17 protein-coding genes are annotated in these 20136 nt (G+C 52.3%); 13 read left to right on the top strand and 4 right to left on the bottom strand.

What is annotated here, in order from left to right:
- The first annotated feature begins 87 nt into the window (after nt 1-87).
- The 3 genes from C4F51_RS05430 to C4F51_RS05440 all read left to right on the top strand — a co-directional run bounded on the left by C4F51_RS05430 (nt 88) and on the right by C4F51_RS05440 (nt 4325).
- The gene (locus tag C4F51_RS05430) at nt 88-2022 is read left to right on the top strand and encodes a TonB-dependent receptor family protein (RefSeq protein WP_193907867.1); all 1935 of its coding nucleotides are present in this window, start codon (nt 88-90) and stop codon (nt 2020-2022) included.
- 430 nt (nt 2023-2452) lie between these two features.
- Nucleotides 2453-2944, top strand: coding sequence for a hypothetical protein (locus C4F51_RS05435; protein WP_193907869.1), 492 nt, complete (start codon nt 2453-2455; stop codon nt 2942-2944).
- A gap of 148 nt (nt 2945-3092) precedes the next feature.
- Nucleotides 3093-4325 carry a substrate-binding periplasmic protein gene (locus tag C4F51_RS05440; RefSeq protein WP_193907871.1) on the top strand — a complete coding sequence of 411 codons (1233 nt, stop codon included), beginning with the start codon at nt 3093-3095 and terminating at the stop codon, nt 4323-4325.
- Between the two features lie 75 nt (nt 4326-4400).
- On the opposite strand, the gene ettA is transcribed toward C4F51_RS05440, so the two are convergent.
- Entirely contained in the window at nt 4401-6065 is a 1665-nt protein-coding gene (gene ettA / locus C4F51_RS05445; RefSeq protein WP_193907873.1) for an energy-dependent translational throttle protein EttA, read from the bottom strand.
- A gap of 376 nt (nt 6066-6441) precedes the next feature.
- On the opposite strand from ettA, the gene C4F51_RS05450 reads away from it, so the two are divergent.
- From C4F51_RS05450 to C4F51_RS05495, 10 genes are all read left to right on the top strand, one after another.
- Nucleotides 6442-7554, top strand: coding sequence for an ABC transporter permease (locus tag C4F51_RS05450; protein WP_193907875.1), 1113 nt, complete (start codon nt 6442-6444; stop codon nt 7552-7554).
- A 1-nt stretch (nt 7555) separates the two neighbouring features.
- Nucleotides 7556-8341 (top strand): ABC transporter ATP-binding protein, encoded by a 786-nt coding sequence (locus tag C4F51_RS05455; protein ID WP_193907877.1) that lies wholly within the window; start codon nt 7556-7558, stop codon nt 8339-8341.
- On the top strand, nt 8338-9318 hold the full coding sequence (locus C4F51_RS05460; RefSeq protein WP_193907879.1) for an MlaD family protein: 981 nt from the start codon (nt 8338-8340) through the stop codon (nt 9316-9318). Before C4F51_RS05455 ends, C4F51_RS05460 begins: the two co-directional genes overlap by 4 nt.
- A 4-nt stretch (nt 9319-9322) precedes the next feature.
- Nucleotides 9323-9898, top strand: a complete 576-nt coding sequence (locus C4F51_RS05465) for a PqiC family protein (RefSeq protein ID WP_193907881.1) — start codon at nt 9323-9325, stop codon at nt 9896-9898.
- A gap of 413 nt (nt 9899-10311) precedes the next feature.
- The gene (locus C4F51_RS05470) at nt 10312-12678 is read left to right on the top strand and encodes a hypothetical protein (RefSeq protein ID WP_193907883.1); all 2367 of its coding nucleotides are present in this window, start codon (nt 10312-10314) and stop codon (nt 12676-12678) included.
- A 194-nt stretch (nt 12679-12872) separates the two neighbouring features.
- A complete protein-coding gene (locus C4F51_RS05475) occupies nt 12873-13457 on the top strand; it encodes a DedA family protein (protein ID WP_202987624.1) in 585 nt (194 codons plus the stop codon).
- A gap of 476 nt (nt 13458-13933) precedes the next feature.
- The gene (locus tag C4F51_RS05480) at nt 13934-14131 is read left to right on the top strand and encodes a hypothetical protein (RefSeq protein ID WP_193907887.1); all 198 of its coding nucleotides are present in this window, start codon (nt 13934-13936) and stop codon (nt 14129-14131) included.
- Entirely contained in the window at nt 14128-14901 is a 774-nt protein-coding gene (gene tpiA, locus C4F51_RS05485; protein WP_193907889.1) for a triose-phosphate isomerase, read from the top strand. Before C4F51_RS05480 ends, tpiA begins: the two co-directional genes overlap by 4 nt.
- Before the next feature lie 102 nt (nt 14902-15003).
- The gene (fbaA, locus tag C4F51_RS05490; protein WP_193912379.1) at nt 15004-16083 is read left to right on the top strand and encodes a class II fructose-bisphosphate aldolase; all 1080 of its coding nucleotides are present in this window, start codon (nt 15004-15006) and stop codon (nt 16081-16083) included.
- 95 nt (nt 16084-16178) lie between these two features.
- Nucleotides 16179-17147, top strand: coding sequence for a class 1 fructose-bisphosphatase (locus C4F51_RS05495; RefSeq protein ID WP_193907891.1), 969 nt, complete (start codon nt 16179-16181; stop codon nt 17145-17147).
- Between the two features lie 52 nt (nt 17148-17199).
- On the opposite strand, the gene C4F51_RS05500 is transcribed toward C4F51_RS05495, so the two are convergent.
- The 3 genes from C4F51_RS05500 to cbiB are packed head-to-tail and all read right to left on the bottom strand — an operon-like array spanning nt 17200 to nt 20136.
- Nucleotides 17200-18129: a cobalamin-binding protein gene (locus C4F51_RS05500; protein ID WP_193907892.1), complete on the bottom strand. Its 930-nt coding sequence runs from the start codon at nt 18127-18129 to the stop codon at nt 17200-17202.
- Nucleotides 18130-18133: 4 nt separating this feature from the next.
- A complete protein-coding gene (gene cobD / locus C4F51_RS05505) occupies nt 18134-19174 on the bottom strand; it encodes a threonine-phosphate decarboxylase CobD (protein ID WP_193907894.1) in 1041 nt (346 codons plus the stop codon).
- Nucleotides 19171-20136, bottom strand: a complete 966-nt coding sequence (gene cbiB, locus C4F51_RS05510) for an adenosylcobinamide-phosphate synthase CbiB (protein ID WP_193907896.1) — start codon at nt 20134-20136, stop codon at nt 19171-19173. Before cbiB ends, cobD begins: the two co-directional genes overlap by 4 nt.

Genomic DNA, 20136 nt, shown 5'->3' on the forward strand with positions numbered 1-20136 from the left:
GGGCTCATCGGTGACGATCCTGTGTATTGCGCAGATTGTTTGCTATCGCCTTCCTGTTGTCATCATCTCTCATTATTGAGGCATGTTATGACCCTATCTCTGTTTACCCGTGCACCTTTAAGCGCAGCTGTGATTCTTCTGACTGGCAGTTTGACTGCCCATGCGGTTGAAGAGGTTGCGCTGGATAAAGTCACCGTGAGCGGCACCCGCAGCGAAACTGTTCAGTTGCCGCTGGCCACCAGCATTACGGTTATTGATGCGGAACAAATCCGGCAGTCCGGGGCGACTCAGGTTTCAGAGGTCTTACGTCTTCAGGCGGGCATTCAGCTGCAAGACCTGGATGGCAGCGGCGGTCGTAATGTCACCATCGGTATGCGCGGTTTTACCGCCAACGCCGCCAATAACACTCTGGTGTTGGTCGATGGTCGCCGACTCAACAATGCCAGCCTTGCTGCACCGGCATTAAATACCATTGCCATTAAAGACATCGAGCGCATTGAAATTGTGCAGGGTAGCGCCGGCGTTTTGTACGGCGATCAGGCCGTCGGTGGTGTGATTAATGTGATCACCAAGCGCGCCACCAAAGGTGAGTTGAATGGCTCGTTGCAAGTGCTGGGCGGCAGCGATGATTTGCAAAGTTATACCGCCAGCGTTAACCAGGGGTTTGATAACGGTTTGAGCTACAACCTGTCAGCGCAAAAGCGTAAAACTGATAATTATCGCGATAACAACAAAGCCGATATCGAAAATGTTTTTGCCGGGGTGCGCTACGATTTTACCGGTGGTTTTATCTTCGCCGATGGCCAGCATGTGGATGATGAGCTCGGTTTACCGGGTAATTTGAGTGATGCCGCCGTAAAAGAAGATCGCCGTCAAACGCGCACGCCCAACGATTACGCCGATCAGAAAACGGAAACCTGGCGTGTGGGCGGTGGCGTTGATCTCGGCTCGGAATGGCAATTGCTGGCCGAGTACGCGGATCGTGAAGACAAATCCGAATCCTCCTACAGCGACTCGGTATCTCACCAGGTATTGCGTTCCAAAAATTTTACGCCGCGTCTGGTAGGCACACTGGGATTGAATACCGGCAATGCCATTGTTACCCTGGGCTATGACCGCAACGATGCAGAATACAGCTCTGCCAGCGCCTGGGGGGGTAACGACACTGAACAGAAAAGCGATGGTATTTACGGGCAATTGGTGTTGCCATTTACCACGGCACTCACCGCGACGCTCGGTGCACGTTATTCCAATGTGGAAGACATTGATAACCTGACCGGTGACAACCACAAAGCCAGCCTGAATGCGCAAGAGTACGGTTTGAATTATCAGTTCACACCGGCTTTCCGCGTCTTTGCCCGTTATGCCGAAGGTTTCCGTTTTGCCAACGCCGATGAAAATGCCTACACCTTGTTTGGTGTGGATTATCTACAACCGCAAACCAGTGAATCTGCCGAGCTGGGGGTGGCCTGGGACGGTGACCGCATCAGCACCAGCCTGACCGCGTATCAAATGGACGTTGATAATGAAATCATGTACGACGCCTTCAACTATGCCAACATCAATTTGCCCGCCTCAGAGCGCCAGGGTGTAATGGTTGATGCAACGTTTGTGGTAACGGAGCAGCTCTCCATTCGCAGCAACTACACCTGGACCGATGCGGAATTGTCCTCCGGCGATTTGAAAGGTAATGCGGTTCCGTTTGTTGCAGAAAACACGGCTAACCTGGGCCTGGTGTTCAAACCGCTTGATAGTTTGACGACCTCGCTGGATGCCAGCTACACCGGCTCCCGCTACCGGGTTGGTGATGACCTGAACAATGCCGCCAAAGTGAAAGATGTCACGCTGCTGAATGCCAACATCATGTGGGCAGTAGTAGAGAATGTTGAGTTGGGGCTGCGGGTTAAAAATATCACCGATGAGACGTACTCTGACTACCAGGGTGTGAGCGCCTTCTCTGGCAACTACCAGTATCCGCAACCGGGCCGTACCTGGAACGCCAGTGTGAGCTGGTATTTCTAACACCGGTTTACGCCTGCATCCGTCGCTCGCTGCCGGATGCTGTTAAACCACAAGTCCCGGGTGGGTTTCCTCCCGGGATTTTTTTATCCCCGCCACGATGTTGATTGAATTAATGTTGGCGGCCAATGACGAAAAATCTGACAACATCGGCTTTAATCTTGAATTGGTTATCCGTGATTCGACGGTTGCTCCAGTGGTTAAATGACGCTGAAATTATTGGCTTTACACCGGTCGGGCCAAGGCGAGGGCATGGGTGCAGCAACGCGTGAAGTAAAGATAGGGCGCGGTAAGCTTTTGTTGTGATCATCCGATCACAAAGTTTTATTTTGCTGGTTGTGGTGTTTGTGAATGACGCCTGGTTCTCAATGTCGCCTGCGGTGAGTCGGTATTCTCCTTGAAACGGATATAACCCGTCACCCAGGAGCCCGTCATGTCATCCGCCCACAGATTAAGTCAATTCTCCGGCAGTCATTTGGAAAAAGTTTCTGCACGTTTGGCTACATCCATGTCGCGTTCGCCAGTGGCTGCCAGGCGAGCAGCGGCGTCACCGGCCTTGCAGCAAGCGCGTAATGTGCTCGCTATCAACGTCGAGGATTTTATGGACCATGTGGCGTTTACGCCCTTCGGTGCATGGCAAGGTTATTTTGATTGCGCCACCTGGCTAAGAACACCGCGTGGTTTAACGCGCCCGGTACAGTTGGTGCTGCGATATGTCGATGCGCAGGGCGAGAAAACGCTGTTCGTGGATCGCTGTAGTGCCGGCGCTTGCCGCACCGTTTTGTTAAATGGAACCATCTTGCTGCGGGTGTGTGGCAAGGTACGCGAAGCGGCTTTCTTCCTGATGGATGATAATGCCCCCGGTGATGTCGTGGCAGAAGACTCGCACTTTCAACCGCAATACAGCCAGGTGTTACCGGTCTGATACCGCAAAGCTTTCAATTCTTCCCAAAAAGCGGAACTGGCCAAGCCGGTTCCGCTTTTTTTGTACTATTTAAGTCGTATTTTTCAACTCGGGTTTATGCGCGCGCCGACACTGGTATACTGCGACAAAACTTGCTCGCAGATCGTGTATGAAGCAGATTCCTGTAATTATGTTGGTGTGGTTGTTGGCGATCAGCCCGATGTCCGGTGCTGCGCTGACAGATCGTGAAATTCGCCTCGGTACCAATATGCATTTGGCGCCCGATGCTACCAATGACCCCCATTCTCCCCGTACCGGTTCGTTTGAGCCGCTGCAGTGTATTCTGGACCGTCTGGGCCAACCTTATTCCATCATCACCAAGCCCTGGCGACGTGCCTATCAGGAAGTGCGCAAGGAATTGCTCGACGGTTTTTTTACCGCTATCGCTTTACGGGATACGCAGCGCTATGGAAGCTTGTCGGAACCTTTGGTGCTGGAAAACTGGTACTGGTTCTGGCGGGCGGATATGCCGCCGGCGTCTTCATGGCGCGATGGTTACCGGTTGGGCACTATCCTCGGCAGCCAGCAGGAGTTGTGGTTAACGCAAGAAGGTTTTCCAAAAACGATTACCGCCAACAACTTGCCGCAATTGTTGAAGATGTTGTTCAGTGGTCGCATTGATGTACTGCTTGCCGATAAAGATCAATTTGAAGATGCGTTCAAACAATTAGCCGGAGAGTTCGCCTACCAATCCCGCTTCTTCCGTTATGTTCCGCTTAGCGTGTATTTTGGACATCCCTTTTTGAAACAACACCCGGATTTTTTAAAAGCATTTAACCGCGCCATGCCGGCCTGTGTATCCGATAATTTTTCCCTGTCGCCGTCCGAGCAAAAAATTATAGAAGACTACCTGGCACCGCTGATGGCGCAATGGCTGGTAGATGAATCACTCACCGATGCTGTTCAGGCGCAAAATAAAAACCTCGCTAAGATAACTGACGAAGCCTTACAGCAACTGGAAAGTGAATGGCTGGTGCCGATTGACGGAGAAGCCAGTTGGCAGTCCGAGGTTGTGAATCATCCGGTATCGGTTAAATTGCGGGGTTTCAAGCAACAAGCCGCCCCCCTGATTACCGAAATTATTGTGATGGATGCGCGCGGTGCCACGGTGGCGTCGAGCGATGCCACGACCAATTTTTTGAACCATCATGAAGAAAAATATTTATCGGTGTTTGGCAAACCGGAAGGTACCTTGCTGGTCGAGCCGGTGATGTACGATGCCTCCACGCGGCACTTTCAGGTTCATGTCAGTGCGCCGGTTTATATTGCCGGCGTAACACAAAGCGTTGGCGTGTTAACAGTGGGCGTTGATGTCGAGCAAGCGCTCTCGCTGGACGATTAACCGCCGTTCATTCTTTCAGCATAAAAAAAGCCCCGCACCGGATTATCCGGGCGGGGCTTTTTGCTTTCAGGTGGATCAGCTCTTCAACGGCTTGTACTTCATGCGCTGTGGCTGGGCATTTTCACCTTTACGCTTGACCAGATCTTCATGGTATTCCGCGTAGTTGCCTTCAAAGAAAACGATATCAGAATCGCCTTCGTAAGCCAGAATGTGCGTGGCAATACGGTCAAGGAACCAGCGATCATGCGAGATCACCATAACGCAACCCGGGAAGGCGAGGATAGCGTCTTCCAATGCGCGCAAGGTTTCGATATCCAGGTCGTTTGACGGCTCATCGAGTAACAGCACGTTGGCGCCCTGTTTCAAGGTGTTTGCCAGGTGCAAACGGCCACGCTCACCACCGGACAATTCGCCAACCCGTTTTTGCTGGTCGGAACCTTTGAAGTTGAAGCGGCCCACGTAAGAGCGGGAGCTGACTTCGTAGTTGCCGATGCGCAAAATATCGTGCCCGCCGGATACCGCTTCCCACACGCTTTTCTTGTCGTCGAGGTTTTCACGGCCCTGTTCAACGTAGGCAACTTGTACCGTATCGCCCAGGGTAACGGTGCCGCTATCCGGTTGTTCGGTGCCGGAAATCATACGGAACAGGGTAGATTTACCCGCGCCGTTACCACCCACAATACCCACTACGGCACCTTTCGGAATGGTGACCGACAGGTTGTCGATCAGCAGGCGATCGCCGTAGCCCTTGCTGACGTTTTCCAGCACGATCACTTTATCGCCCAGGCGCTCGCCCGGCGGGATGTAGATTTCGTTGGTTTCGTTACGCGCCTGGAATTCCTGGGATTGCAACTCGTCCAAACGGGCCAAACGCGCCTTGCTCTTGGCCTGACGACCTTTGGGGTTTTGACGCGCCCATTCCAGTTCGCTTTTCAGAGCTTTCTGGTGCGCCGCTTCGCTGCGTTGTTCCTGCGCCAGACGGGCATCTTTCTGCTCCAGCCAGCTGGTGTAGTTGCCTTCATAAGGAATGCCGTGACCACGGTCCAATTCCAGAATCCAGCCAGCCGCATTGTCGAGGAAGTAACGATCGTGGGTAATCGCTACCACGGTGCCGGAGAAGGCTTGCAGGAACTGCTCCAGCCAGAATACCGACTCGGCATCCAGGTGGTTGGTGGGCTCGTCGAGCAGCAGCATGTCCGGGCGCGACAGCAACAGGCGACACAGCGCTACACGGCGGCGCTCACCACCGGACAGTTTGCTAACGTCGGCATCCCACGGCGGCAAGCGCAGTGCGTCGGCGGCAACTTCCAGGGTGTGATCGAGGTTGTGTGCATCCCACGCCTGAATAATGTCTTCGGCGCGCGCCTGGCGTTTGGCCAGCACATCAAAGTCGGCATCGGGTTCGGCGTAATCGGCATAAATTTGATTCAGTTCTGCCAGTGCATCCACCGCTTCACGCACGCCATCTTCCACGTTGCCGCGTACATCTTTGGCCGGATCAAGTTGCGGTTCCTGGGGCAGGTAACCGACTTTGATGCCGGGCATCGGGCGTGCTTCACCGTTAAAATCGGTATCTACACCGGCCATGATGCGCAACAGGGTAGATTTACCGGAACCGTTCAGGCCCAGTACGCCGATTTTGGCTCCCGGGAAGAACGAGAGCGAGATATCTTTCAGAATTTCACGCTTTGGCGGCACAATTTTGCCAAGGCGATGCATGCTGTAAACATATTGAGCCATGTCGGGCCAGACCTCTGTCAATAATGAGTGAGTCAAAGCGGCGTACTATAAAGAAACAAGACAGGAGGGGGAAGTGTCCTCCGGTTTCCGGGGTGTTTTGATGATAAAACCATCAAAAAATCACATAAAAATTTAGAAAACGCAGAAAATTTGTGCAAAATTCATGGTATTGGCTGCGTTGGGCGTGGTTGCAATTTGCGCCCTGTGCAGGACGCTCCGACGATTTACCTCTATACTGCGCCAGTCGATTTGGCAAAATGGACGGTGCGCGCAAGCAGGATTTTTGCACCGGCAAACGAATCACTCACTGTACCTGGCCGGGCCGGGTGTATGCATTGCGACTACCACAGGGTAACCCCGACATTTCAGGAGAATAATGAGCAGCGCCAGTTACACCAGTGAATCCGATTCGTCGCAAACCCGGCTCGTGCTGGGCGGCGAATGGCAATTACAGGATGCGCCGTCCGGAGACGACATCTGTGCTTCCATCTCTCCCTCGACACCCCGCGTGGTGGTCGATACCAGCCCATTGCAGCGTTGGGATTCCAGCCTCGTTATCGCCATGACGCAGCTGGAGCGCTATTGCACCGAACAGGGTATTGAACTGGACGTTTCGCAAACGCCGCGCGGTCTTCAGCAATTGCTGGCGCTGGCGGGTGGCATCCCGGCTTTTCGTCCGGCAGAAGAACCGGAAAAACTGCATTTTCTCAGCCGCGTTTCCCACTTTGCGTTGGCGCAATGGGAACAGCTGCGCAACACGCTCATCTTTGTCGGCGATATTTGTCTGGCGCTGGGGCGGTGGTTGACCGGGCGAGCCAAAACCCGCCGTAGTGATATTTATTTCTTTGTTGAACAGGCAGGCCCACGTGCGCTGGCCATTGTTACCCTGATCGCGCTGCTGGTCGGGATGATTCTCGCCTACCTGGGTTCTGTGCAATTGCGTCAATTGGGCGCGCAGGTATACGTGGCTGATCTGGTAGCGATTGGCATGGTGCGTGAAATGGGCGCGCTGATGACGGCGGTAATTATGGCCGGGCGCACCGGTGCGGCTTATGCGGCGCAATTGGGCACCATGCAGGTCAACGAAGAGATTGATGCTTTAAAAGTGATGGGCATTTCCAGTATGGAATTTCTCGTGCTGCCGCGTTTACTGGCGCTGGTCTTTGTGATGCCGCTGCTGGCCATTTATGCCAACGTAGTGGGTATTATCGGCGGTGCCATTATCGCCACCAGCATGGATGTCAGCATCATCCAATATGTGCTGCAATCGCAAGGCGCGGTTGATTGGGTGGATGTCGCCAGCGGCCTCATTAAAAGTCTCTTCTTCGGTATTCTTATTGCCATTGCCGGCTGTCAGGCCGGGCTGAATTGTGGCCGCAATTCCAATGCGGTGGGCATGGCGGCAACCAACGCCGTGGTAAAAGCCATCGTCTACCTGGTGTTAGCCGATGCCGCGTTTAATGTGCTCTACGACAAGTTGGGGATCTGATATGGAAAAAGAAGCTTTTATTTCCGTCAGGGATTTATCCATCGGCTACGGTAAGCGCATCGTTCAGCAAAACCTGAATTTTGATGTAAAAAAGAACGATATCTTTTTTATTATCGGCGGCAGTGGCTGCGGCAAAACAACGCTGCTTAAACACATGATCGGTTTGATTGAGCCGGCTGCCGGTGAAGTCATCTATCATCCCCGCGCTGGCGAGACGGTCAATTTTTATCAATCCGATCAGGACACCCGCCTCGAATTGTTAAAGAGTTGGGGCATTACCTTCCAGTCCGGCGCCTTGTTTTCTACCATGACGCTGGCTGAAAACGTCTCCCTGCCGTTGCAGCTGTACACCGACCTGAGTGAAAAACAGATTGCCGAGGTGGTTTCCTACAAGCTGGCGCTGGTTGGCCTGGCCGGTTTTGAAAGTTTTTATCCATCAGAAATCAGCGGTGGTATGCACAAACGGGCAGGGCTTGCCCGTGCTATTGCCCTCGACCCCAAATTGTTATTTTTCGATGAGCCGTCGGCGGGGTTGGACCCGATCAGTTCGCTGCGGCTCGATCAGCTGATCCTTCAGGTGTGTCAGGCGCTCGACTCTACGGTGATTATCGTGTCTCACGAATTACCCAGTATTTTGTCCATTGGTACCAATAGCGTATTTCTTGATGCGCAACGTAAAACCATGCTCGATGCGGGCGACCCCAATGAACTGCTGGAAAACAGCCCTGAACCCAAAGTTCGTCAATTTTTAAGCCGTGCGGAAAGTTCTGCCGAGGAATCTTCATGAGTAGCAACAAGAACATTTCACTCGCCATTGGTGCTTTTATTGTGGGCGCCGTGTTCCTGGTTTTTATTGCACTGCTGTTTTTTTCCGGTGGCCGTTTGTTCGCCGATAAAGAGCGCGTGGTGATGTACTTTGACGGCTCTGTACAGGGCTTGCAGGTGGGCGCGCCGGTCAAATTAAAAGGCGTGGTGCTGGGTGAAATTGTCAATATTGAAATCAACTTTCAGCGCGATGATCAAATTGTAGTCACCGCCGTTACCGCCGATCTGGTGATGAAGCGCATCAATAGCGATGGGGTTAATGTCAGTGAGGCATTTCTTGAAAAAGCGATTGCCAATGGCCTGCGGGCGCAGCTGAACTACCAAAGTTTCCTCACCGGTTTATTGTACGTTGAACTGGATTTTTATCCCGGCAGCTTGCTGCGACTGCACGACATTCAAAAAAATTATGTTGAGCTGCCCACTATTGCTACCAGCTTTGAAGAAATATCCCGCTCGTTTCAGGAGCTGGATGTTAAAAGCCTGGTGGATAGCCTGAACAATATCACCCGCAAAATTGACGATATTGTGGGCGGCGGGCAGATTCAGGAAACCCTCGGCAACTTCAACCGGGTAGCTGAATCCATCGAACGCACCTCCCACACCGTGGACCGGGAAATCGGTTCGCTGGGGGCGGATATCAAGGTGACGCTGAACAGCCTTAACCACCTGATGACGGAACTGAATAATCAGGCACCCAGGTTGACTCATTCGCTGGATCAAAGTTTGAGTGCGCTGCAAGGCAGCCTGGAAAGTTTTGACCAGGCCACCAATAACCTCAACCAGATGTTATCCGATGATGCGCCGCTGGTTTATCAGTTGAACCGCACGCTGTCAGATATCAGCCGCTCTGCCCAGGCTTTTCAAAGCTTGAGTGAAACCCTGGATCAACAACCGGAATCCCTGTTACGCGGCAGAAAAGCCCTACCGGAAAAGGAATAAAATGATGCGCAAATTTTTAGGTATTTTGTTGGCAGTGTCGGTATTGGCGGCCTGTAGCTCGCCGCAAAAAAATTATTATGTACTCTCTTCGGCGTCTGCCCCGCAAACCACGGGCTCGCAGGAAATTACCACGCTTATCGGCATCGGCCCGGTTGAAGTGGCTGAATACCTCAACCGTCTGCACATCGTCTGGCAATCCGGGCAGGGCGAGCTGATTATGTCGGGCAATCACTTCTGGGCAGAACCGCTGGACAAAGGCATTACCCGCGCTCTCGCACTCAACCTGACGGCGGCTAACAGCAACCGCAGCACGGTTGCATTCCCCTGGCGCGCCGATAACAAGCCGCGCTACAGCGTGCGCGTTCAGGTCCAAGCCCTTGACCGCATTGACAGCAATGCCAGAATGGATGCTGTCTGGCAACTGGTAGACAACGACGCCGGCCAGGTCATCCACCGCAAACGCTTCGTCCAAACCACCCCGGTGGATGCTGGCGTCTCTTCTCTAACCCGTGCGTACAGTGATCTTTTGACGGTATTGGCGAAGGATATTGAGGGTTCGCTGATTACTTTTGGGGTTTAATAGGCTTCCGGCCGCAACCAGCTCGTCTCTTAAAAAAGTGCAATGGCTGTTGCTTCAGGAGTTAGCTGTTTCAAATAAAGCGGCTAACTCTTGCGTCGTTTTCCCGAATAAAAATAAACGGAAATATAATTTTTACGCGCCTTTCCCGGCGCTAAAGTTGGAATTCTGCTTAAGATTCACCGTGTTTTCCAACCGCAATCCCTTCATGCGTGTTAGTTGTCTTTGAGCGGGCGCTTTGCGACTTTCTGAAATGACAGGTAATAAGGTTATCTTGCATAACCTGTTAAGGTTTCTCATCTATCCTTCATTAATGTTCAAATTCGCAAAGGATATTTGGCTCGAGTTTTAGAACCCGGAGCAGATAACGATGACGGATATAAGGTTAAATTCCAATATAAGTAACGGAGCGCGGCATGAAAAATAACCTACCAATATTGGCGGCTTTGTTAACCGCTGCACTTTTGTTAACCGGCTGTGGCAGTGATTCGAAACCCGGACTTCCTGCACCGGTTCCTGCGCCCGCTCCGGAGCCTCAGCCTGAACCGGTTGGCTTTGAGCCGGGTACGCACCCGCGCTTTGATCCGGTGGTGGGTGATATTCCTTTTAATTCCGATCTGGTTTTTGCTGCGGCTGCAGCCAGTGATGGCACCGCAGATGTGGGTGTCGCTACTGATCCTGTCAGGGCTGCGGTTAATCAGTTGGACGGGTTTTCTTCCAGTGCTTATTTTGATGTACTGGTGGAGGGCAGCATTGATTCTTCTTCAGTGATTCCCGATCAAACTGTTTTCCTGATAGAGGTTGATACCGCGGGCAAAGATGCGTTGAATCCGGAAAATATAACCGGGCTGGCGGGGGCCGCCAATGTTGATGTGCAGGTGGTGTCACTGGATGCTGGAAGCCATAACGCGATTCGTGTCGTGCCCACGGAACCACTGAAACCTAAAACCAAATATCTGGTTATTCTCACCAATGATTTACGTGATGCAGCCGGGGACGCGCTGACCCCCTCCCGTGCTTATCACGATCTTCGTTCTGCGGGGGCTGATGTTCCTGCTGCGCTTCAACCGGTGCAGCAGGCGCTTGCCGGTTGGGAGCAATTGGCGAGTGGCTTTCTGGTTGCTGCCAGCAATGGACAATTAACACCGGAAACCGCAAAAGAGAAACTGGTGTTGGCTTATACCTTTACCACCACGGACGCTACGGCAACCTTGCTTGCTATGGCTGCACCTCGGGCTGCTGTGATGCAGATATTGAGGGATGCCACTACGGAACCGGTATTTGGCTTTCCCGAGGTAATTGAGTGGTCCAACGCAGGGATATTGTCCACACCTGTTGCCCGATCTTTGGGTGTCAGCGAATTCACCGGGATTGATTTCAATAATTTCAGCAGTACCTTGCTGGCCAATGTTGGCAAGTTGTACACCGGTTATATCCGTTTGCCTTATTATTTAACGCCGCCGGATGGTTTGCCCTTCGCGGGTTTTCTGGCAAAACAATGGACGCCGAATTTGGAGTTGGCCGCTCTGCTGAATACAGAAATACCGACAGATGTAGATGGCAGTTACAACCTGACGCATCGCTTTCCTTTCGCGGCCCAGGTAGCGGATGAGTCGTTACCTCTGCAAGTGACGCTACCGCAGGACAATCATATTCCAGGTTATGCAGGCGCTGCGACCTGTGGTCAGATTTACCAAAGCAATGGCTATCCGGTTGTTATTTTCGTGCATGGTATTACCAACGACCGCACTTCAGTGGTAGGGCTGGCGCATACGCTGGCGAGTCGTTGTATTGTTACCCTTGCTATCGATTTGCCTTTGCACGGTGTGCCGGCTAACAGCGCTTTTGTTAATGTCTTGAATGTTGAACACAGCAAGTCCATTCCCTTCTCCGCGTTGTATGGCAGTAATGCCCCGCGTGAGCGTCACTTCAATGTGGCCGGGGCTACCGGCGCGCCGGCGCCCATGAACTTTACCCAGCCAGGCACAAACGACGGCTCGGGTGCCCAGTTTATTAATTTGGGTAACCTCGCCAATACGCGTGATAACAATCGGCAAGCGGTGATGGATTTATTAAACCTGAATGCCAGTATTGGCAATATCAATACAGAGGTTCGCAAATTTAACCCTGTGGGTCTGGACGTTAACCGGGTGAATGTTGTGGGTCTGTCTCTTGGCAGTATGTTGGGTACGGTTTTTGTCAGTGTAAACCAGGCCGCTATACAGGCGGATGCTCAGGCTGGTCTTTCTTCAAGCTTAAAACCAATACGTGGCCTGGTGGCATCCGCACCCGGTGCCCAGGTGAGCCAGATTCTGGTGAACTCCCCAACGTTTGGCCCGGTCATTAACAATGGTCTCGCCGCTGCCGGTGTGCACGAGGGTTCTGCAGATTACGAGCGTTTTGTGTATACCGCACAAAGTATGCTGGATGCAGCTGATCCGGTAAGCTTTCTGCCAGCACTGGCACAACTGGATGTGCCGGTGTTGGTGCAGCAAGTGAATGGTGATCTCGTTATACCCAATGCGGTAGAGGGAGCACCTTTGGCGGGCACTGAAGGATTTGCCCAATTATTGTCGGCAACCCAGGTGGGGCTCGGTAATACACAGCTCGGGCGAGGTATTGTAAAAGTTACCGCCGGCGAGCACGCCTCTCTACTTAGAGTTAACACCGCTGCACCACAAATTACCGCCGAATTTCAAACACAAGTGGTGACTTTTGTACTGAATAATGGTCAGGTGGCTATCGGCGCAGGCGCACCACAAAACATTGAAATATCGGAATAATACGCGGGCTTCTCCAACCGGGACCGCTCGGCCCGGTTGGCGCTCGTTAAATTCAGACAACGACTCAAAAGCTCTGGTTAACGACCGGAAAAAATCAGTCTGTCGATTTGGGGGCGTATGAATGTCCCCAATAATAAAATGAACAGTAAGTTAATGCATGGGTAGCGGCAATGAGTGAATGGGTTCTATCCATTATGGAACGCCTGGGTTACTTCGGTATCGCCCTTTTAATGTTTTTGGATAACGTCTTTCCCCCAATTCCCTCTGAAATTATTATGCCATCCGCAGGTTACACCGCCTCCCGGGGGGAGTTGCAGCTTTTTGGGGTGATTTTGGCTGGCAGTATCGGTTCTTTGCTTGCAGCTGCCGCCCTGTATTGGATCGGGCGTAACATTCCCCGGCAAACTTTGTTTAGCTGGGTGGATCGGTATGGTAAGTATTTATTTATTAAATCGACCGATGTAGAAAAGGCTTTGGATTGGTTCGAGCGCTATGGGCATCGTGTCGTATTCTTTGGCCGTATGATTCCTGCGGTACGCTCGTTGATCAGTATCCCGGCGGGTATGAGTCGTATGCCGTTTTACAAGTTTATGTTTTACAGCACACTGGGTACCGTAATCTGGACAACCTTTCTGGCCTGTATCGGTTTTTACCTGGGAGAGAATCAGGCGCTGATGCAAAGTGTGTTGCATAAGGTAGCCATGTTGATTCTGGTTTTATTTTTGCTCTATATTCTGGTCTTTCTGATCAAAAAATATGTCAAGCCTGGTAATCGATAAACAGCTTTTTGACATAGCAACCGGAAGCATAATCACCCTTGCGGGTTTTCATGTTCGCCGCACCTTGTTTTCTGCTTTCTTCCTCCGCTGAAGTGCTGCGATTTCATTCCTTCCCTGACAGCGTTGTCATTTCAATAACGCTGACTTTCAAAAAATCCCATTGGAAAATAGTTAAAAGTACTATTAGTGGTAGAGATGGTTGCAGCGATTTATTAAATGAATTTTTGTAACCGATTACATTTTTTATGGGTTAAATGATGAAACGTTTACACGCTGTTTAGGCGTTTTTTTGGGAAGAATTTTCTAACAATTTGCCAATTTGTAAACTAAATTTATTGTCAGATGTTGCCCGATACGCATGCTCTGTGTAGTATCTCGCCTAACAGCTCACCAGAAGCAGTACCTATCGGCGCCGCATCCCATACTCCCAAAAAAAATTCCTTATTGCCTGTGATTGTACGGAAGGTAGGTATTACGTGACCGCGAATGTTTTTCAAATTATTCCGGACGAGGCTGTTAATGCTTCGCCTTTGCCCGGTTTGCGCCAAACCGCGACCCGGTTTCCTTTTACTTATACCTACTACGGCTTTGATGCCAGCCAGGAGCAGGAGAATGCTTCAGCCGGCGCATCGCTAACCCATAAGAACGACTTTGTACGAGAGAGCTGTGAATGAAAGCGCGTAAACCCATCGTGATCGCCAACTGGAAATTGAACGGTGGCCTGGATTTGATCTGTACATCCGTGGCTTCGTTTATCGGCAAACACTTCGATGCGCAAATTGCTATTTGTCCGCCGTACTTGTACATGCGCGACATGATGACGTTTTTGCAGTTCTCCGAATTGCAAATTGGTAGCCAGAACGTCAGCCGTTATGAGTCGGGTGCTTACACCGGTGAAACCTCGGCACAAATGTTAAAGCAGGCCGGTTGTTCACTGTGTCTGATCGGTCACTCTGAACGTCGCGCCATGTTTAATGAAAACAATGAAGGCTGCCAGATTAAAGTGCGTACCGCACTGAATAGCGGTTTGTTGCCGGTATTGTGTGTGGGTGAAAACCAGACCGAGCGTGAAGCCAACATCACTGAAGAAGTGCTGTATAAGCAATTGTCCGAAGGCCTGGCGAATATTGAATTGAATGGTCGCGACCTGTGTGTTGCTTATGAACCTGTTTGGGCGATTGGTACTGGCCTTGCGGCAACGCCAAGCATGGCACAGGAAGTACACCAGTTCATTCGCGCCGAGCTGACGAAAATTTTTGATGCCGAAAGTGCTGCACGCGTGCGCATTTTGTACGGCGGCAGCGTGAATAAAACCAACACTCGCGACCTGCTTGCACAGCAGGATATTGATGGATTGTTGGTAGGCGGTGCCAGCCTTGACCCGGGGCACTTCCTGGCCATTTGCGAGCAAGCCTCGGAACAGGCCGCCAAAGCTGCTGCGTGAGAGACAGCCGCTTTAATGAAGTACGGTAAAGAAAAACACCAACAAGAATAGAATCGGCGAATACCCGGTCACCATAGAATCAACCCGATGCAGGACACCATGATGAACTCTATCGTCAATCAAGTTGCTCCCGGCGTTGCCACGGGCGACGACGTAAAAAAATTGTTACTGGCTGCCAAAGAAGGTGGCTTTGCGTATCCGGCAGTTAACGCTGCCAATACCAACACGATTAACGCAACGCTGGAAGCGGCGCGTAACGTCAATTCTCCGGTGATTGTACAAATCTCTCAGGGCGGCGCCGCATTTTTCTGTGGCAAGAGCTTGAAGATAGAAGGCTTGGGAGCCTCTATTCTGGGTTCTATTGCAGCAGCGAAATATGTGCATGTCGTAGCAGAAGCTTATGGTGTTCCGGTTATTCTGCACACCGACCACGCCGCTAAAAAATTGTTGCCGTGGATTGACGGTTTGCTGGATGCCAGCGAAAAGCACGTGGCTGAAACCGGCAAGCCCTTGTTCAGCTCGCACATGATTGACTTGTCCGAAGAAAGCCTGGAAGAGAATATTGAAATTTCTGCGCGCTATCTTGAGCGTATGGCAAAGCTCGGCATCACCCTGGAAATCGAACTGGGTTGCACCGGCGGTGAAGAAGACGGCGTGGACAATTCCAACCTGGACAACTCCGCGTTGTACACCCAGCCGGAAGATGTGGCTTACGCCTATGAAAAACTCAGCGCTATCAGCGACAAGTTCACCATTGCTGCATCATTCGGCAACGTGCACGGTGTGTACAAGCCGGGTAATGTTCAACTGACGCCGGTGATCCTGAAAAATTCACAAGCTTATGTGAGCGAGAAATTTGGCCTCGGCCACAACCCGCTGGATTTTGTATTCCATGGCGGTTCAGGTTCATTGCCGGAAGAAATTGCCGAGTCTTTGCAATATGGTGTGGTGAAGATGAATATCGACACCGACACCCAGTGGGCTTTCTGGGAAGGCACGTTGAATTTCTACACCAAAAACAGCGGTTACCTGCATGGCCAGATTGGTAACCCGGAAGGTGATGAAAAGCCCAACAAAAAGTATTACGATCCGCGTGTCTGGTTGCGTCACAGTGAAGAGTCCATGGTCAAGCGTCTGGAGCAGTCGTTTGCGGATTTGAACTGTATCAACCGTTACGTGTAAAAGTCGGTTTAAATCGCCGAAGCCGTCAGGTTAAACAACCGCCTGACGGCTTCGGCGTTTCCTGCGTCCGTTATATTTACCAAGGCAGTAAACTTATGCAGCGTCTTGTTCCTACCTTGCGCCGTGATGGCGTTTCTTCCGATCTGGTGCCGGTTATCCGCACTCTGCTGGCAGCCACCAAAGAAATTGCGTTTCGCGTTCGCCAGGGCGCGCTGTCCGGCGTGCTGGGTTCAACGCTGGATGAAAACATTCAGGGTGAAACTCAAAAACAGCTGGATGTGATTGCTAACCAGTTGATCAAAGATCTGTTGCTGGAAGAACCTGGCGTTCGCGCTATTGCCTCGGAAGAAGAAGACAACGCGGTTGCCGGTAACGCCAATGGCAAATACGTGGTTGCCTTTGACCCGTTGGATGGTTCATCCAATATCGATATCAACGGCCAGATAGGCACTATTTTTACGATTTTCCCGGCGCTGGACGGTGTTGCTGCCGATAGCGATGAGCATTTCACGCAGCCAGGCAATCGCCAGGTGTGCGCCGGTTACGTGTTGTATGGCCCCTCAACCATCCTGGTGATGACCACCGGTGGCCCGAGCCGCGTGTATACGCTGGACACAACTCATGGCAGTTATTTGCTCACACAAGATCAATTGAGTGTTGCTGCAGATACCCAGGAATTTGCGCTGAATATGGCCAACCAGCGTTTCTGGAGTGAAGGCTTTAAAGGTTATGTTAACGATTTGTTGCTGGGCGAAACCGGCCCGCGTGGCAAGCGTTATAACATGCGCTGGAATGCAGCGATGGTGGGCGATGTTCACCGGGTATTAACACGCAGCGGTGTGTTTATTTATCCGAGTGATAATCGCAATCCAAAGCAGCCAGCCAAGTTGCGGTTGCTGTATGAAGCGAATCCGATGGCGATGATTACTGAAAATGCGGGCGGTAAAGCCTGGAGTGAGACCCAGCGTATTTTGGATATTCAGCCGGATGCGTTGCACCAACGTGTTGCGGTGATTATCGGTTCTGCCAATGAAGTTGATGCGTGTTTGAATTACCTGAAATAACGCCAGTCCTGCCCGACGAGGGGTGACCTGGGTCACCCCGCATTCACAACCCTCATTCTTTTTTCTGACGTGCGCTTTCCAGGTGTTCACACATCATTTGTGTACCCTGGAGAATACGCAGCGTATGGCGTTGGATAATGTCCGGTGGAATGAAGAATAAGTTTTTCTGTTTAACCGCGGTAAGACCGGAATACTTTTCCCAGGCATCCAGCCACTCCGGGCGCTGCTCGCCCATGCCGCTAGCAATAATCGTATCCGGGTTGCGGCTCAGTACCGACTCCTCATTAATTTTCGGCGCGATAGAAACCGCATCATCAAAAATATTGTGGCCGCCGCACAAGCGCATGACATCGCTCACCAAATGCTTGCCATTCAAGGTTTGCAGCGGGCTGTTCCATACCTGATAAAACACCGTTACAGTTTTTGCTTTGCTGTATTGCTCGCGTAATGCGCTCAGGTTTTTTTTCCATTCGGTGGCATTTTTTTGCGCTACTTCTTCTGTGCCTGCCAGCTTGCCAATGGTCATGACTTCGGTGGCGATATCATCCAGTGTGCGCAGCTCATCGACATACACGGTCAAACCCAATCGCTCCAGTTGCGCGGCAACCTGCGGGCCGTTGCCCGACATCCAGCCCAATACCAGGTCCGGTTTGTAGGCGAGAATCGCTTCGTAGTTCACCGAGTTATAGCCACCCACTTGCGGCAATTTGGTGGCGGCTTCCGGGTAGTTACTGTAGTTGACCGCAGCGATCAACTTATCGCCCGCCCCCGCGCTGAAAACATTTTCTACAATGTGCGGGGCGAGGGCGACAATGGTTTTTGCCGGTTTTTCCAAACGAATAACTTTGCCGCGCGCATCGGTGACTTCAATCGCAGGGACGGTCGCTTTTTCTGCAAAGACCAGGGGGCAGAAAACCAGTGGGCAGAAGCCAAAGCAAAGAAATAATACAGCCAGGGTGTTGCGAGATTGTTTTTTTATCATGAGATTATTCCTGCGGAATTTTCTGAAGAATATTTTGCAGCGCATGGGCAATACGCTCGCCGTTATCGGCGGGCAAGCCGATTCGCAGCCATGCGTTGTTGGATACCTGGTCGTTGTAGCACCAGCGAGTAAAAATACCCTGTTGCGCAAAGGCTTCGTACAAAGAGTAAAGCGCTGACCGGTTGCCGGTGAGGGTAATAAAAAGCCCGGCGCTGTGCATTGCCATGCTATCGCTCGTTGCCTGTTGCAGCAGGCGGGTTATCTGTTGCTCCAGGAGCAAGATGCGCTGACGTTGTTGCCGTTGCCATTGCGTGTTTTGCAGCGCTTGTGTCCCCAGCCAGATAGCCGGGTGGTTGATTGCCCAGCAATCAAGGCTGTCTCTTAACTGATCGGTCGGTTTGCCGCTGCCTATTAAAAAACCGAGCCGCAAACCGGCCAGCCCAAAAAATTTCCCCAGCGAACGTAATACAAATAAGCGTGGGCATTGCGGTAACCTGGCAATACTGCTCAGGTGCGGTTGCGTATCGGCAAAGGCTTCATCAACTAATAAGTAGCCGGGCAGTTGGTGGTGCCATTTTTCCAGTAACGCCGGTTCGGTGATTTCCGTGGTCGGGTTGTTCGGGTTGATGACTACCGCATGATCCACGGCGTTGCTTTCGATAAGCGAAGCCAGTTGTTCTTTATGTCGGTAGGGAAAAATGTGGTGTCCGGCCTTTTGCCAGTTGATAGCGTGTTCGCGATAACCGGGTTCGGGAATGGCGACGCGGCCGGGCGCAACCGCTTGCGGAAACCTCTGGATGGCATATTGGCTACCGGGTACGGCCAGCAGTTGCGAGGGTTCTGTGCCGTAATAACGGGCGGCGGCGTTTATCAGCGGCGATAAATCACCGGGCAATTGTTGCCAAACGCTCTCGGGAGCAGGTGGCACCGGATAGGCCCAGGGGCTGATACCGGTCGATAAATCCTGCCAGGCTTCCGGGGGCTTGCCGAAGGTGGCTTGCGCATAGTGCAAATCACCGCCGTGTTGTGGCCACTGGCTGGTCATGGAAGCACTCCGTTACAGAGCAAACTGCTTGTCACCAACACCGATAGAATAAGGATGACCGAACGTTTGACCAGCGCCAGAGCGCGATCAACATCGGCTGGCGTTGCCGGGTGGCCTGGCGTTGCGGGTTTGTCTTGCCATTGGCCGTGATAAACCGCACCGCCGCCCAGGCTGACCTGCAGTGCACCGCTACCGGCGCAAATGACCGGCCCGCCGTTGGGGCTTGACCATAAAGGGGCGTAAGTGCGCCAGCTGTGCAGGGCGCTGCGGGTGTTGCCGGTGATGGCGAAGGCGAGGGCGGTGAGCCTTGCCGGAATCAGGTTAATCAGGTCATCCCAGCGGGCGGCGGCCCAGCCGAAGGCGGAAAAGCGCGCGGTGCGATAACCCCACATAGCATCCAGTGTATTGCTGAGCCGATAAACAATGGCACCGGCGGGGCCGAGGATGACAAACCAGAACAGCGGGCCAATAACCGCATCGGAGGTGTTTTCCAGCAAGGTTTCCAGGCTGGCGCGAACCACCTGGCTTTCATCCATGGTGTCGCATTCACGGCTGACAATACGCTGCACGGCGGCGCGACCGGCGGGCAGGTCTTGCTGCAGCGCTACACCTACCGCTTGGACATGTTCTGTCAGGCTGCGCCAGCCGAGGCTCCAGTAGAGTGCCAGCGCCCCGAAAGCCAGGGCGAGCAGTGGCTCATGCTTCAGCAGTGTGTACCACAACCAGCCCGCCAGCATGCCGGGCGGAACAATCAATAACAGCAAGCCCATAATCCCAGCCAGACGGACAGAAAAAGCAGGGTTCGATGGCTGCGAGGAATGTGTTGCAGCGTGATGGCGATTGAGCTTTTTTTCCAGCGCCAGTGCGACATTGCCGAAACCGACCAACGGATGGTAACGCGGCGCTTCTCCAAGTAACCGATCCAGCAAGGCGCCAATCAACAGGGCAATAGCGGTCAGCAT

The organism is Cellvibrio polysaccharolyticus, from assembly GCF_015182315.1.
Lineage (GTDB): Bacteria > Pseudomonadota > Gammaproteobacteria > Pseudomonadales > Cellvibrionaceae > Cellvibrio > Cellvibrio polysaccharolyticus.

Bases quoted from the DNA above. Each gene is read 5' to 3' on its own strand.
- cbiB (WP_193907896.1), bottom strand. From the start codon at position 20,136: ATGCTGACCGCTATTGCCCTGTTGATTGGCGCCTTGCTGGATCGGTTA.
- ettA (WP_193907873.1), bottom strand. From the start codon at position 6,065: ATGGCTCAATATGTTTACAGCATGCATCGCCTTGGCAAAATTGTGCCG.
- C4F51_RS05465 (WP_193907881.1), top strand. From the start codon at position 9,323: ATGCGCAAATTTTTAGGTATTTTGTTGGCAGTGTCGGTATTGGCGGCC.
- C4F51_RS05455 (WP_193907877.1), top strand. From the start codon at position 7,556: ATGGAAAAAGAAGCTTTTATTTCCGTCAGGGATTTATCCATCGGCTAC.
- C4F51_RS05450 (WP_193907875.1), top strand. From the start codon at position 6,442: ATGAGCAGCGCCAGTTACACCAGTGAATCCGATTCGTCGCAAACCCGG.
- tpiA (WP_193907889.1), top strand. From the start codon at position 14,128: ATGAAAGCGCGTAAACCCATCGTGATCGCCAACTGGAAATTGAACGGT.
- fbaA (WP_193912379.1), top strand. From the start codon at position 15,004: ATGAACTCTATCGTCAATCAAGTTGCTCCCGGCGTTGCCACGGGCGAC.
- C4F51_RS05430 (WP_193907867.1), top strand. From the start codon at position 88: ATGACCCTATCTCTGTTTACCCGTGCACCTTTAAGCGCAGCTGTGATT.
- C4F51_RS05440 (WP_193907871.1), top strand. From the start codon at position 3,093: ATGAAGCAGATTCCTGTAATTATGTTGGTGTGGTTGTTGGCGATCAGC.
- C4F51_RS05470 (WP_193907883.1), top strand. From the start codon at position 10,312: ATGAAAAATAACCTACCAATATTGGCGGCTTTGTTAACCGCTGCACTT.
- C4F51_RS05460 (WP_193907879.1), top strand. From the start codon at position 8,338: ATGAGTAGCAACAAGAACATTTCACTCGCCATTGGTGCTTTTATTGTG.
- C4F51_RS05495 (WP_193907891.1), top strand. From the start codon at position 16,179: ATGCAGCGTCTTGTTCCTACCTTGCGCCGTGATGGCGTTTCTTCCGAT.
- C4F51_RS05435 (WP_193907869.1), top strand. From the start codon at position 2,453: ATGTCATCCGCCCACAGATTAAGTCAATTCTCCGGCAGTCATTTGGAA.
- C4F51_RS05500 (WP_193907892.1), bottom strand. From the start codon at position 18,129: ATGATAAAAAAACAATCTCGCAACACCCTGGCTGTATTATTTCTTTGC.
- C4F51_RS05475 (WP_202987624.1), top strand. From the start codon at position 12,873: ATGGAACGCCTGGGTTACTTCGGTATCGCCCTTTTAATGTTTTTGGAT.
- cobD (WP_193907894.1), bottom strand. From the start codon at position 19,174: ATGACCAGCCAGTGGCCACAACACGGCGGTGATTTGCACTATGCGCAA.